Raw genomic sequence first — 12,357 nt, forward strand, 5'->3', positions numbered from 1 at the left:
CATGCAGCCCGCTGGCTTAGGCGCGGTGCGGGTTTTGTGGAGTATGGAATGAGCAACAGTGGAAATGGCAAGCGCGCGCTGATCACGGGCGTGACCGGTCAGGACGGTGCCTATCTTGCGCATCTGCTGCTTGAAAAGGGTTATGAGGTGCACGGCCTCAAGCGCCGGTCTTCCTCTTTCAACACCGGCCGGATCGAGGATATCTATCAGGACCCCCATGTCGATAACCAGCGCTTCCACCTGCATTATGGCGACCTGACCGATTCCACCAATCTGATCCGCATCGTGCAGGAAGTGCAGCCGACCGAGATCTATAACCTAGCCGCGCAGAGCCATGTGGCAGTCAGCTTCGAAACCCCCGAATACACTGCCAACGCCGATGCCATCGGCACTCTGCGGCTGCTGGAGGCCATGCGTATTCTGGGGTTGGAAAAGAGCTGCCGCTTCTATCAGGCATCGACATCGGAGCTGTACGGGCTGGTGCAGGAAGTGCCGCAGCGAGAGACCACGCCGTTCTATCCGCGCTCACCCTATGGGGCGGCCAAGCTTTATGCCTACTGGATCACGGTGAATTACCGCGAGGCCTATGGCATGCATGCCAGCAACGGCATCCTGTTCAACCATGAAAGCCCGCTGCGCGGAGAGACATTCGTGACCCGCAAGATCACCCGCGCGGCGGCGGCAATCAGTCTCGGGCGGCAGGAAAAGCTCTACCTCGGCAATCTCGATGCCCGGCGCGACTGGGGACATGCCAGGGAATATGTCCGCGGCATGTGGATGATGATGCAGCAGGATGAGCCGGACGACTTTGTGCTGGCAACCGGAGAGACCACCTATGTGCGCGATTTCGTGCGCTGGGCGTTCGAGGACGCGGGCATTCCCATCGAATTTCGCGGGGAGGGCGTGGACGAGAAGGGCTATGCGCTGGGCGATGGCCGACTGCTGATAGAGATCGATCCGCGCTATTTCCGCCCGACCGAGGTTGAACTGCTGATCGGCGATCCGTCCAAGGCGCACCAGAAGCTCGGCTGGCGGCATGAGACTTCGGTCAGGGAACTGGCCCGCGAAATGGTCGAGGCAGATCTGCAGATCATGCGTGAGGCCCCCATTGCCGAGTATGACTGATGTATCAGCTGGCCGGTAAGCGCGTCTATGTCGCCGGGCATCGCGGGATGGTGGGATCGGCCATCGTGCGGCGGCTGGCACAGGAAAACTGCGAGCTGCTGACATCTCCGCGCGAGGTCGACCTGCGCGAGCAGGCGGCGGTGCGCGAATGGTTTGCCGCCAACCGGCCCGATACGGTGGTGGTCGCTGCGGCAAAGGTCGGCGGCATTCTGGCCAATGACAGCTATCCGGCGCAGTTCCTCTATGACAACCTGATGATAGAGGCGAATGTCATCGATGCCGCCCATCGCAGCGGCGCGCAGAAACTGCTCTTCCTCGGCTCATCCTGCATCTATCCCCGCATGGCGCCGCAGCCGATCCCGGAAGAGGCCTTGCTGACCGGCCCGCTGGAACCGACCAATGAATGGTATGCGATCGCCAAGATCGCCGGGATCAAGCTGTGTCAGGCCTACCGGCGGGAATATGGCTGCGATTTCATCAGCGCCATGCCCACCAACCTGTATGGCCCGGGCGATAATTTCGACCTCACCTCCAGCCATGTGCTGCCCGCCCTGATCCGCAAGGCGCATGAGGCAAAGGTGGCGGGCGCACCTTCAATCGAGATCTGGGGCAGCGGAACGCCGCGGCGCGAATTCCTGCATGTGGACGATCTGGCCGATGGCTGCATCTTCCTGCTGAAGAATTATTCCGGCGAGGAGCACATCAACCTGGGATCGGGCAAGGACCTGCCGATCATCGAACTGGCGCAGCTGGTGTGTGACGTGGTCGGATTTGAAGGCCAGATCACCAAGGATACCAGCAAGCCCGATGGCACACCGCGCAAATTGATGAGCGGTGACAGGATCGCAAAGATGGGCTGGGCTCCGCGCATTTCCCTGCGCGCCGGGATCGAGGATGCCTATCGCGCCTTTCTGGAGCAGCAGGCCTGAGGGGTCGGGTCCTAGAAAGCGCGGTGGTGCACCAGCACGCTGAGGGTGGAGAGGACGATCTTCACATCGCCCCACAGGCTCCAGCTGTTCATATATTCAAGGTCGGCCTGCAGGCGGTTGGCCAGGTCGACTTCGCGATCCGTCGCGCCGCGAAAGCCGCGAACCTGCGCCAGGCCGGTGATACCGGGGCGCAGCGAATGGCGCTGCCAGTACTTGCGATCGACCTGCCAGAACATCTTCTTGCCGGCCAGCGATCCCAGCGCATGCGGACGAGGGCCGACTATGCTCATGTCTCCGCGCAGGACGTTGATCAGCTGTGGCAGCTCATCCAGGCTGGTGCGCCGCATGATGCGGCCGATGCGGGTGACCCGGTCATCATCCCTGGAGGCTGAGAGCGCGCCATCGGCATCGGCCTTTGCCTCGCGCATGCTGCGAAATTTGAAGATGTCGAAAAACTGGTTGCCGCGCCCCATGCGCCTCTGCATGAAGAACACAGGGCCGCCATCTTCCAGCTTGATGGCCAGCGCGCACAGCAGCATCAGCGGCGACAGGAGAATCAGGCCAAGCAGGGAAGAGATCACGTCGAATGCACGCTTGGTTGCGCGCGAACGCAAGCCCAGATGTCCGGACGAGACCAGCAAGGCGGAAACCTGCGCCTGATCGTGATGGATCACCCCGAGTGCGCCAATTTCCCGCGCGAATTCGCTGATCACCTCGCCATGGATGCCCGACCCCTTGAGCACCTCGGCCCAGCCAAGCCGCTCCGAAATCTTGCAGCTGACGATCACCTCGTCCATGTTTTGCAGATATTTCGCCAGGCGATCCAGCGCGACCGGATCGGTAATATCGGGGCTGAGGCCATGCTCATCGGCCCGCACGCGGTAAAGGTGCGGGATGTTGACCTGCGGCCCGCCCGCTTCGATCAGCAGGCGGTTGGTGGCGCTGGGCCCCCAGCGGCTGGTGATCCAGCGCGACACGCCATAGCGGAACGCCGTCATGCCAATCGCGGTCAGCATCATCCCTGCGGCAAATACGACGCGGGAAAACTCGGCATTCATCTTGGCAAAGAATGCGAAGAAATTGAGCAGCAATGCCGATATCAGCATGGCGCCAATCGCCCGCGCGCTCGATTTGCGCCACTCCGTCAGGCCGCCGCGCGAATAGGTTGCGTTGTAGAATGCAATCGTCTGGAACAGCGGCAGAAGCAGATATGCGGCGAGCATCGCATCGTTGTTCAGCCCGTTGGTTTCGTAAATCTCCACCGCCAGCGCAAAGCAGCCCAGCATGATGAAAACATCGGCCAGAAGCTGGACCATATAGACCTGCAGCCGTCGACGTTCCAGCGAGGAGGCAAGGCCGTTTTTGGGTGGGCGCGGCAGGCGCCTCTCATCCGACGGGACAAAAGCGGATATATCCTCTGCCGTCAGCGCAGCATCGGCTTGTGTAGCCTGGGTCTGTGCGGCTGAAATATCCATTACTTCCGTCGATACCCCCAGAGCAGTATGGCTACGGAGTAATACCTATACCAGCGACAACTATTGCAGACCAGCCGATATTGCATCTGCAATATTGCAAATGCGAAAGAATGATCAGCGGTGTGGCGCGGCGAACCTGGCGATCTGGGTAAGTGACTGACGAAGGATCAGATCCGCGTTCTGGCTGTTGCCAAGCAATGCAGCATGCATATCCGCCAGTCGCGGCACCAGTCGTTCCAGCTTCTTACTGGGCCAGCGCCGCAGCTGAACACTCAAATCCCGCTTGTCCCGAAAGAACACACGCTGACGGTCAAGCACTGCGCCGATATCGCTGCCCGGCTCCAGCTTGGCGGCCAGCGACGCCAGCTGCGCCGCGCGCCGTTCCAGCGCCAGCGCCACGCCCACGGGATTGAGCCCGACGTGCTGCATTCGCTCAAGTTCGGCCGGCAGCTTGCGCACTTCGCCGGAAAGGACGGCGTTGACCAGCGGCATGAAGCCGTCTTCCTCGGTCCTGGCGCCAATCAGCTCAAAAGCTTCACCATCGGCCAGCTTGGGCGACTGCGGCGATGCGTCAAGAAACAGCGCCAGCTTGTCGACTTCCGATTGCGCCAGCCGCACATCCAGCCCGGCGGCGCGGGCAATCTGTTCGGCCAGATCGCCGCCCAGCCGCAGGCCTGCCGCATCGGCCATGGTGCGCACCTCTGCCGTAACGGTGCGAAGATCGGGCGCATAGAACATCGCCACCAGCCCATCATCGCGGCCGATCAGGAGCTTGGCGGAACGCGATTTGTCGGTTGCCGATGTGGCGACGATGAAGATCGGGCAGGCGCCGCTGGTCTCTCCCAGATCGGCCATTTCGAGGAAGGACTTGATCGCATCATGCGTCTCCTCCCCCGCTGCGCGCACCATGATGTGGCGCGTTGTGCCGAACAGCGATGTTGACCTCGCCTCGTCCACCAGGCGCACCGGATCGGACCGCAGATCCCCCCCGCTCAGCTCGATTCGTTCTCCGGGATCGGGCAGCATGGCGACCATTCTGGCCGCGGCGGCAGAGGCCCCGGCTTCATCCGGGCCACAGAAGAAGGCAATCGCGCAATTCCCGGCTGCGCGCTGCGCCACTGCCAGGAAATCACGCTGGGTTGCCTTCATGCCTGAAACACCTTCACAGCTGAAACACCTTCACGCCCATCAACCTTACGATTGCGCGCTGAGCGCCAGCGTCAGGCGCGTCACGATCCTGTCCGCTACCTGCTGGGCGAGATTTTCGAGCGCGCGCTCTTCCGCCGCAATGGTGGCATATTCGGACGAGACGACATCGATGCCTGCGTCCGAGCCCGCTGTGGCGTCCACCATCACCACGCCGCTGGCAAGATCGACCAGCTGATAGCGGGCACGCAGGGTGCGCCGCTCCCGCCCGATGGTATCATCAGTCAGCAGCCCCAGCCCTTCAAGCTGGTCATCCAGCAATATATCAAGACGATAGCGCGGCGCGGTATTGGCTCCGCCCTGGCCCAGCCGGTCAATCAGCGCATTGCGCACCAGCCAGCCTTCGCGGCCCGCAACCGGAGACACCTCGACCGCAGCCAGTCCCTGCGCAACCGCGCCCTGTGCGCCGCCGGCATAGATCGGGCGCAGGCCGCACGCAGACAGCGCCGGAAGCAGGGCCACAGCCAGGGCAAGGCGCAGCGCATGCATCACGTGACGATATTCACCAGCCTGTCGGGCACCACGATCACCTTTCGCACTTGCGCTCCATCGATCGAACGCTGGACCTTCTCGCTCGCCAGTGCAAGCGCCTCCAGCTCTTCCCTGGGCAGGCCCTTGGCGGCGGTGATCGTATCGCGCAGCTTGCCCATGTGCTGGATGGCGATGGTAACCTCGTCCTCCACCAGCAGAGCCTCGTCCACCTGCGGCCAGTCTGCCTCGGCAGCCAGACCGTTGCCTCCCAGCGCTTCCCAGCCCTCTTCGGCAAGATGCGGCATCATCGGGGACACCAGCAGCAGGATCGTGCGAATCGCCTCATTCCGCGATGCCGAGTCTGCAGCCTTTTCGGCAGCGGAAGTCAGCTCATAAATGCGCGCCACGGCCTTGTTGAAGGCCAGGGCTTCAATATCCTGCGCCACGGCGGCAATGGTCTGGTGCGTCTTTTGCGCCAGCTTCCTGTCCTCACCCGTCGCGCCATCCTGATACTGGCCGAACAGCCGCCACAGGCGCTGGACGAAGCGGCCACAGCCTTCGATCCCGCTTTCGGACCACGGCAGGTCGCGCTCTGGCGGGCTGTCGGACAGCATGAACCAGCGCACGGCATCGGCACCGTACTGGGCGATGATATCCTCCGGATCGACGACGTTCTTCTTCGACTTGGACATCTTGATGACCTTGCCGATTTCCACCGGCTGGCCATCGGCCTTGAGGATCGCGCCATCGCTGCTGCGGTCAACTTCGGCGGGGCTGAAATAGAGTTCTCGCGGCCCGTCCCTGCGGGAATAAGTCTCATGCGTGACCATGCCCTGCGTGAACAGCGAAGCGAACGGCTCGGTCACGTCGATCAGGCCGACATGCGCCAGCGCGCGGGTCCAGAAGCGGGCATAGAGCAGGTGCAGGATCGCATGTTCGATCCCGCCGATATATTGCTCAACCGGCATCCACTTGGCGACTTCGGCCGCATCGAAGGGCTTGTCCGCCGGCTGGCTGGCGAAGCGCAGGAAATACCAGCTGGAATTGACGAACGTGTCGAGCGTATCGGTCTCCCGCTCTGCCTTGCCGCCACATATGGGGCACTCCACGTGCTTCCATGTGGCATGGCGCTGCAACGGATTGCCGGGGACGGAAAAGTCGACATCCTCGGGCAGTTTCACCGGCAGCTGGTCCTTGGGCACGGGCACCACGCCGCAGGCATCGCAATGGATGAAGGGAATAGGCGTGCCCCAGTAACGCTGGCGGGAAACGCCCCAGTCGCGCAGGCGGTACTGCGTCTCACCCTGCCCCCAGCCATCGTGCTGGGCCTTGGCGATCACCGCAGCCTTGGCCTCGTCCACGCTCATGCCGCTGAGCCATTCCGAATTCACGATTCGGCCCGGACCGGTATAGGCCTCATCGCCGCGGAATTCGGCTTCGGTCTGGTCGCCATCGGCCACCACGCGGGTAACCGGCAATTCGTACTTGCGCGCGAAATCGAGATCGCGCTGATCGTGTGCCGGACAGCCGAATACGGCCCCGGTGCCATAGTCCATCAGCACGAAATTGGCGACATAGACGGGCAGGTGCCAGTTCTTCGACAGCGGGTGCTCCACCGAATAACCGGTGAAAAAGCCCATTTTTTCAGCCGTTTCCAGTTCCGCCGCAGTGGTGCCGCCGCGCTTGCACTCGGCAATGAATTCCGCCAGCCGGGGAACGTGCCTGGCCTGTTCCTGCGCGAAGGGATGATCGGCAGCAATGGCCACGAAACTGGCGCCGAACATCGTATCAGGCCGGGTGGTGAACACCTCGATCCCTTGCGTGCTGTCAACGAAATGGAAGGTGCAGCGCAGGCCCTTGCTCTTGCCGATCCAGTTTTCCTGCATCAGCCGGACCTTGTCGGGCCAGTTCTTCAGCGTGCCCAGACCGTCGAGCAGTTCGTCAGCGAACTGGGTGATCTTGAGGAACCACTGGTTCAGCTTGCGCTTCTCAACTTCCGCACCCGAACGCCAGCCGCGCCCGTCGATCACCTGTTCGTTGGCCAGCACGGTCATGTCGACCGGGTCCCAGTTGACCGCGCTTTCACGGCGATAGACCAGCCCCGCCTCGTACAGATCGATGAACAGCGATTGCTCATGCCCGTAATATTCGGGATCGCATGTCGCCAGCTCGCGGCTCCAGTCCAGCGCAAAGCCCAGCTGCTTGAGCTGGGCCTTCATCGCGGCGATATTGTCATAGGTCCAGCCGGCCGGGTGAACGCCCTTTTCCATCGCGGCGTTTTCCGCCGGCATGCCGAATGCGTCCCAGCCCATCGGGTGCAGCACTTCGAACCCGCGCATCGCCTTGTAGCGCGCCAGCACGTCACCCATGGTGTAATTGCGCACATGGCCGATGTGGATGCGGCCGCTGGGATAGGGAAACATCTCCAGCACATAGCTCTTGGGCCTGGCGGAGTTGCTGTCAGCTTCGAAACAGCGCGCCTCGTCCCACGCCTTTTGCCAGCGAGAGTCAGCCTGCCCGGCATCAAACCGGACATCGAAACGCGTTGTAGTCATGTAAAAATCCTGCGGGTTGCGGATCAGCCGATAGCGGAACGGCGCAAGTCGCGCGCCTTGGTGAGGATGATGTCCTCCAGCCGCTGCACCGTGGCTGCCTGAACCGTGGCTTCCACCCAGACACCGTTCTGCAGCACCTGGCGGCTGGCGGCGACGCGCAAGGCATCGGCGCGCAGATCCTGATCGAGGATGGAGACAGAAACCTTCACCCGCTCTTCCGGACTATCGGGATTGGCATACCAGTCGGTGACGATAACGCCGCCAGCACTATCCGCCTGCGTCAGCGGCATGAACGACAAGGTCTCCAGACTGGCGCGCCACAGATAGGAATTCACGCCGATCTGCGTCACCTGCGATGCGGCAAGGTCGGCGCGCGGACGTTCATCGCCCCCGCCGCAGCCGGCTACGCCGAGCGCAAGCCCGCCAAGCACCATTGCGCGCAGGGCGCGAGACAACAGCGGATTGCCGGATGAAGCCATGCGGATATTGGAAAAAGCCATTCTTGGTCCTGTACTCAAAGCCTGCAAGACGCAGCACGGATAAAGCGCCTCTATAAACAGCCAGCCGCCTGCGGCAAGGCGAAGCGAAATCTCACCCACGATTGCAGTGGCGTATAACGGACTTCGACAGTGAACCCCTGCTTAATGTGAACGCGGGTCCGGCGCGAGTCTGTGGACCGGCTGCAACACTCTGAAAAAACAGCATGGCTTTCGTGCGATGCGCTGGTCAAAGCCCGGCGGCAGGATTACATATCCGAATCGGAGAAGAGACTCGGCGGGCATGCGCTAAGGAACCATTCAGTTTCCTGCGTGTCTATGGACAGGGTCTATTGGGGAAAAGAGGCTGATCGCGTGAGCAAGATTGCTTCATCTGGCTTCAGGAGCCGACTGGCTGCCGGCATTGCCGGGGCAGCCCTTGCGCTTGCCATTCCCAGTGCCGTCTTCGCCGTGAACCTGCTCAACGATGGGTCTGATGACGTATCGATGAAGAGTTTTGCGTCCTTCACGCCCGCCATTTCCGACCCGCGCCTGATCGAAATGATCGAATCGCGCAGCGGCGGCAAGGCCCGCATGAAGCGCTTCACCCCCGCAGGCGTGACCGGCAACAGCGATCGCGCCATCACCGTGGCAGTACGCGTCGATGAAGAATCGGCGAAGGCGATTTCCGTCCGCTCGGCAATCGCTTCCGTGCGTGAACAGGCGGTGGCAGAAGCCACCCCGCGTGTTGCCCAGACGCGTTACAATCTGGGCCTTGCCCGCGGCTATCACAGCTTCGCGCAGGCTCCGGTCCTTGCGCCCGCGCTGACCGATGCCGCCATCCCGGATCTTTCGCAGTTTGAACCGTCACCCGGTGTTCGCGAAACGCCTAGCCGGTTTGCCGCACGCATCGCCCTGGCCGAAGAACAGCGCGCATCGCGCCCCGCACCGCAGACATTTGATGCGCTGACGGACCAGTCGCTCGATGTGGCAGGCAGCTACCGCCTGACCCGCAACATCGATGTTACCGCTGGCGTGCGTTACCAGCAGGAGCGTGACCGCCTGTCATCGCTTCCCAGCATTGATCAGCAGGATAGCCAGGCAGTCTATATCGGAACGCAGTTCCGCTTCTGATCGCACCTGTTCCGGAACGGCGCGGCTGTTCTGGACTGGCAAAGCCCCGCTTCGGCGGGGTTTTTCTTTACCAGGCGACCATGCGCCGCCTAAGAACGATGCAATCACTCGATCATCTGACTTTGAAAGGGAAATGATAATGGCACGTGTCGCAGTTGTTACCGGTGGGACAAGAGGAATTGGCCGGGCCATATCTGAAACGCTCAAGCGCGATGGTTTCACCGTGGTCGCCAATTACGCCGGTAATGAGGAAAAGGCGCGCGCCTTCACCGATGAAACGGGCATTCCGGCCTACAAGTTCAATGTCGGTGATTATGACGCAACCCAGGCCGCCTGCGCACGCATTGCCGAGGAAGTTGGCCCGATTGACGTGCTGGTCAACAATGCCGGCATCACCCGCGACGGCACGCTGATGAAGATGAGCTATGACGACTGGACCGAAGTCCTGCGCGTCAATCTGGGTGGCTGTTTCAACATGGCCAAGGCCTGCTTCCCGCACATGCGCGACCAGAAGTGGGGCCGGATCGTCAACATCGGTTCCATCAACGGACAGGCCGGGCAATATGGCCAGGTCAACTACGCTGCTGCAAAGAGCGGCATCCACGGCTTTACCAAGGCGCTGGCACAGGAAGGCGCGCGCGCCGGGATCACCGTCAATGCCATCGCACCCGGCTATATCGACACGGAGATGGTGGCCGCAGTTCCTGAGAACGTGCTGGAAAAGATCGTCGCCAAGATCCCGGTCGGCCGTCTTGGCCATGCCGAGGAAATCGCCCGCGGGGTGAGCTTCCTGGCCTCTGAAGACGCCGGATTCGTCACCGGATCGACGCTGTCGATCAACGGCGGCCAGCACATGTACTGATCGGCCTGACCGGTGGAAGACATCTATCATCCGCCGGTCAAGCACTCGGTAGAGATCGCCGGTCACAAGACCTCGATCAGCCTTGAGCCATTTTTCTGGAACCTGCTGCGCGAGGCTGCCGAGGCTGAAGGCCTGCCGGTAAACGCGCTGGTCGCGCGGATCGATGCGGAGCGGATCGTGGCGGAAAACCCGCCCGGCCTCGCCAGTGCCATCAGGCTGTGGCTGGCCAGCAGCGGGCGTAGTCCGGATTGATGACCTAGCTTACGGGGGCGAGCTGTCCCGGCGCGTCGCCATTTGCCTCGATATCGGCGATCAGAGCTTTCATCTCGTCAATTTCCCGCACCTGCGCCTCGATGATATTGTTGGCGAGGTCGCGCACGCGCGGATCGCTGATATGCGCCCGGCGGCTGGTAAGGATGGCGATGGAATGGTGCGGAATCATCGCCTTCATATAGGAAATGTCGCCTACGGTGCTCTGGCTGCGCACTAGCCCGACCGACATGCCAAACAGCAGCAATGACCCGGCATAAATGGCCAGATTGGTCGGCTTGTGCCGATACATGCCGCGCATGAAGGTGAGCATGACCACCGCCATTGCGGCGACCATGATCATCGTCATCCACAGCCGGGTCTGGCTGAAGAAGACGTGATCCAGCGCATAGGTGTTCAGGTACATCAGCGCGTACATCAGCACACCGGACGTGGCGATCATGGCGAAGAATTTGCCATATCGTGATGGATTTTGTGCGGAATTTTCCACGGCCAACTCCTTTTCGAATCCGATCTCACGGTGAAGCAGGCGAGTACGGCCTGCCTGCAGCAATCAGACGATCAGTAATTCGCCGGCGGATCGCTGGCGGGGAAGCTTTCGTCGCCCTGCTCATCCACCTTGGTCCATTCGCGCACCGGTGGGTCTGCCATGGCCTCCGGGCCGGCATCGCGCACCTGCGTGGTATTCTCACCACCTGCCTGACCTTCGGCAAATGCTTCATTCTGCTTGCCGGTCTGCATATGGTAATATTTGTAGCCCAGAAAGCCCAGCACGCCGAGCGTAACAGTTCTTAGTAGAGACATATCTATCCTTCCTTTCTGGTGTCACAACGAACGAAAGCCGGGAAGGTTCAAAGTTCCTCATTTGTTGAAGCGCCTATCTGTCTGAAACGGGTGACAATTGCGGTTGACCGCATGGTTGCCGCCTAACTATTGGATTGTGCATGAGCGAAAAGAAACCGATCCGCAAAGCCGTGTTCCCCGTTGCTGGGCTTGGCACCCGCTTCCTGCCGGCGACCAAGGCGATCCCGAAAGAGCTGCTGCCCATCGTTGACAGGCCGCTGATTCAATATGCCGTGGACGAGGCGCGCGAGGCGGGGATCGAGCAGATGATCTTCGTCACCGGGCGCGGCAAGACCGCCATCGTCGAGCATTTCGACGTCGCATATGAACTTGAAAGCACGATGAGCGAACGCGGCAAGTCGCTCGACGTGCTGGAAGCCACCCGCGCCACACCCGGCGACATCATCACCGTTCGCCAGCAAGTGCCGCTTGGGCTGGGCCATGCCATCTGGTGCGCGCGGGCGATCGTGGGCGATGAACCCTTCGCCATCATGCTGCCCGATGAACTGATGGTAGGCACGCCTGGCTGCATGAAGCAGATGGTGGATGCCTATAACGAAGTTGGCGGCAATCTGATATCTGTGCTCGAAGTCCCGCGCGAGGAAGTCTCCAGCTATGGCGTGATCGATCCGGGCGCCGTGTCAGGCGCGCTGACGGAAGTGCTGGGCCTGGTGGAGAAGCCGCCCGTCGATCAGGCACCATCGAACAAGATCATCTCAGGGCGCTACATCCTGCAACCCGATGTCATGCGGACGCTGGAAAATCAGGGCAAGGGCGCCGGCGGGGAAATCCAGCTGACAGACGCCATGGCGCGGATGATCGGCCACCAGCCGTTCCACGCGGTGACCTTCAACGGCAGGCGGTTCGATTGCGGCAGCAAGGCCGGCTTTGTGGAAGCGACGCTGGCTCTGGCGCTGGAACGCGAAGACATGGGCGAGGAAGTCCGCCGCATTGCCGAGCGTCTGCTGAAACGCTGATCCGGGGGTCATCGTCCGCACTTCGGATGTGAAA

13 protein-coding genes are annotated in these 12,357 nt (G+C 61.6%); 6 read left to right on the forward strand and 7 right to left on the reverse strand.

Translation table 11 applies throughout. The features are described 5' to 3' along the window. Positions 1-48: 48 nt before the first annotated feature. Positions 49-1,125 (forward strand): GDP-mannose 4,6-dehydratase, encoded by a 1,077-nt coding sequence (gene gmd, locus GRI32_RS06805; RefSeq protein ID WP_160590652.1) that lies wholly within the window; start codon positions 49-51, stop codon positions 1,123-1,125. After that, entirely contained in the window at positions 1,125-2,054 is a 930-nt protein-coding gene (gene fcl / locus GRI32_RS06810; RefSeq protein WP_160590653.1) for a GDP-L-fucose synthase, read from the forward strand. The genes gmd and fcl overlap by 1 nt, the downstream gene beginning before the upstream one ends. 11 nt (positions 2,055-2,065) lie before the next feature. Here the strand turns inward: fcl and GRI32_RS06815 are convergent, their stop codons facing one another. The 5 genes from GRI32_RS06815 to GRI32_RS06835 all read right to left on the reverse strand — a co-directional run bounded on the left by GRI32_RS06815 (position 2,066) and on the right by GRI32_RS06835 (position 8,195). Beyond that, positions 2,066-3,370, reverse strand: a complete 1,305-nt coding sequence (locus GRI32_RS06815) for an exopolysaccharide biosynthesis polyprenyl glycosylphosphotransferase (protein WP_160590654.1) — start codon at positions 3,368-3,370, stop codon at positions 2,066-2,068. A gap of 273 nt (positions 3,371-3,643) precedes the next feature. Further along, complete coding sequence (gene holA, locus GRI32_RS06820; protein WP_160590655.1) at positions 3,644-4,678, reverse strand: DNA polymerase III subunit delta; 1,035 nt, start codon at positions 4,676-4,678, stop codon at positions 3,644-3,646. A 45-nt stretch (positions 4,679-4,723) separates the two neighbouring features. Then, positions 4,724-5,224 (reverse strand): LPS assembly lipoprotein LptE, encoded by a 501-nt coding sequence (gene lptE / locus GRI32_RS06825; protein WP_160590656.1) that lies wholly within the window; start codon positions 5,222-5,224, stop codon positions 4,724-4,726. Next, positions 5,224-7,761 carry a leucine--tRNA ligase gene (leuS, locus tag GRI32_RS06830; RefSeq protein WP_160590657.1) on the reverse strand — a complete coding sequence of 846 codons (2,538 nt, stop codon included), beginning with the start codon at positions 7,759-7,761 and terminating at the stop codon, positions 5,224-5,226. The genes lptE and leuS overlap by 1 nt, the downstream gene beginning before the upstream one ends. Positions 7,762-7,784: 23 nt before the next feature. Beyond that, positions 7,785-8,195, reverse strand: coding sequence for a DUF3576 domain-containing protein (locus GRI32_RS06835; RefSeq protein ID WP_160591103.1), 411 nt, complete (start codon positions 8,193-8,195; stop codon positions 7,785-7,787). Between the two features lie 417 nt (positions 8,196-8,612). Here GRI32_RS06835 and GRI32_RS06840 point away from each other — a divergent pair, with 417 nt between their 5' ends. The 3 genes from GRI32_RS06840 to GRI32_RS06850 all read left to right on the forward strand — a co-directional run bounded on the left by GRI32_RS06840 (position 8,613) and on the right by GRI32_RS06850 (position 10,485). Further along, positions 8,613-9,371, forward strand: coding sequence for a hypothetical protein (locus GRI32_RS06840; protein ID WP_160590658.1), 759 nt, complete (start codon positions 8,613-8,615; stop codon positions 9,369-9,371). A 139-nt stretch (positions 9,372-9,510) separates the two neighbouring features. Then, on the forward strand, positions 9,511-10,233 hold the full coding sequence (gene phbB, locus GRI32_RS06845; RefSeq protein WP_160590659.1) for an acetoacetyl-CoA reductase: 723 nt from the start codon (positions 9,511-9,513) through the stop codon (positions 10,231-10,233). 12 nt (positions 10,234-10,245) lie between these two features. Further along, complete coding sequence (locus tag GRI32_RS06850) at positions 10,246-10,485, forward strand: ribbon-helix-helix domain-containing protein (protein WP_160590660.1); 240 nt, start codon at positions 10,246-10,248, stop codon at positions 10,483-10,485. A 4-nt stretch (positions 10,486-10,489) separates the two neighbouring features. Here the strand turns inward: GRI32_RS06850 and GRI32_RS06855 are convergent, their stop codons facing one another. Beyond that, positions 10,490-10,945 carry a DUF305 domain-containing protein gene (locus GRI32_RS06855; protein WP_160591105.1) on the reverse strand — a complete coding sequence of 152 codons (456 nt, stop codon included), beginning with the start codon at positions 10,943-10,945 and terminating at the stop codon, positions 10,490-10,492. A 119-nt stretch (positions 10,946-11,064) separates the two neighbouring features. Further along, positions 11,065-11,307 (reverse strand): hypothetical protein, encoded by a 243-nt coding sequence (locus GRI32_RS06860; protein ID WP_160590661.1) that lies wholly within the window; start codon positions 11,305-11,307, stop codon positions 11,065-11,067. 140 nt (positions 11,308-11,447) lie between these two features. On the opposite strand from GRI32_RS06860, the gene galU reads away from it, so the two are divergent. Further along, complete coding sequence (gene galU, locus GRI32_RS06865) at positions 11,448-12,323, forward strand: UTP--glucose-1-phosphate uridylyltransferase GalU (protein ID WP_160590662.1); 876 nt, start codon at positions 11,448-11,450, stop codon at positions 12,321-12,323. The last annotated feature ends 34 nt before the right edge of the window (positions 12,324-12,357 follow it).

This window comes from Alteraurantiacibacter aestuarii (genome assembly GCF_009827405.1).
In the GTDB taxonomy this organism is placed as follows: Bacteria; Pseudomonadota; Alphaproteobacteria; order Sphingomonadales; family Sphingomonadaceae; genus Alteraurantiacibacter; species Alteraurantiacibacter aestuarii.

Coding starts and splice junctions, on each gene's coding strand:
- gmd (WP_160590652.1), top strand. CDS start 49: ATGAGCAACAGTGGAAATGGCAAGCGCGCGCTGATCACGGGCGTGACC.
- fcl (WP_160590653.1), top strand. CDS start 1,125: ATGTATCAGCTGGCCGGTAAGCGCGTCTATGTCGCCGGGCATCGCGGG.
- GRI32_RS06815 (WP_160590654.1), bottom strand. CDS start 3,370: ATGGTCCAGCTTCTGGCCGATGTTTTCATCATGCTGGGCTGCTTTGCG.
- holA (WP_160590655.1), bottom strand. CDS start 4,678: ATGAAGGCAACCCAGCGTGATTTCCTGGCAGTGGCGCAGCGCGCAGCC.
- lptE (WP_160590656.1), bottom strand. CDS start 5,224: ATGCATGCGCTGCGCCTTGCCCTGGCTGTGGCCCTGCTTCCGGCGCTG.
- leuS (WP_160590657.1), bottom strand. CDS start 7,761: ATGACTACAACGCGTTTCGATGTCCGGTTTGATGCCGGGCAGGCTGAC.
- GRI32_RS06835 (WP_160591103.1), bottom strand. CDS start 8,195: ATGGTGCTTGGCGGGCTTGCGCTCGGCGTAGCCGGCTGCGGCGGGGGC.
- phbB (WP_160590659.1), top strand. CDS start 9,511: ATGGCACGTGTCGCAGTTGTTACCGGTGGGACAAGAGGAATTGGCCGG.
- GRI32_RS06855 (WP_160591105.1), bottom strand. CDS start 10,945: ATGATCGCCACGTCCGGTGTGCTGATGTACGCGCTGATGTACCTGAAC.
- GRI32_RS06860 (WP_160590661.1), bottom strand. CDS start 11,307: ATGTCTCTACTAAGAACTGTTACGCTCGGCGTGCTGGGCTTTCTGGGC.
- galU (WP_160590662.1), top strand. CDS start 11,448: ATGAGCGAAAAGAAACCGATCCGCAAAGCCGTGTTCCCCGTTGCTGGG.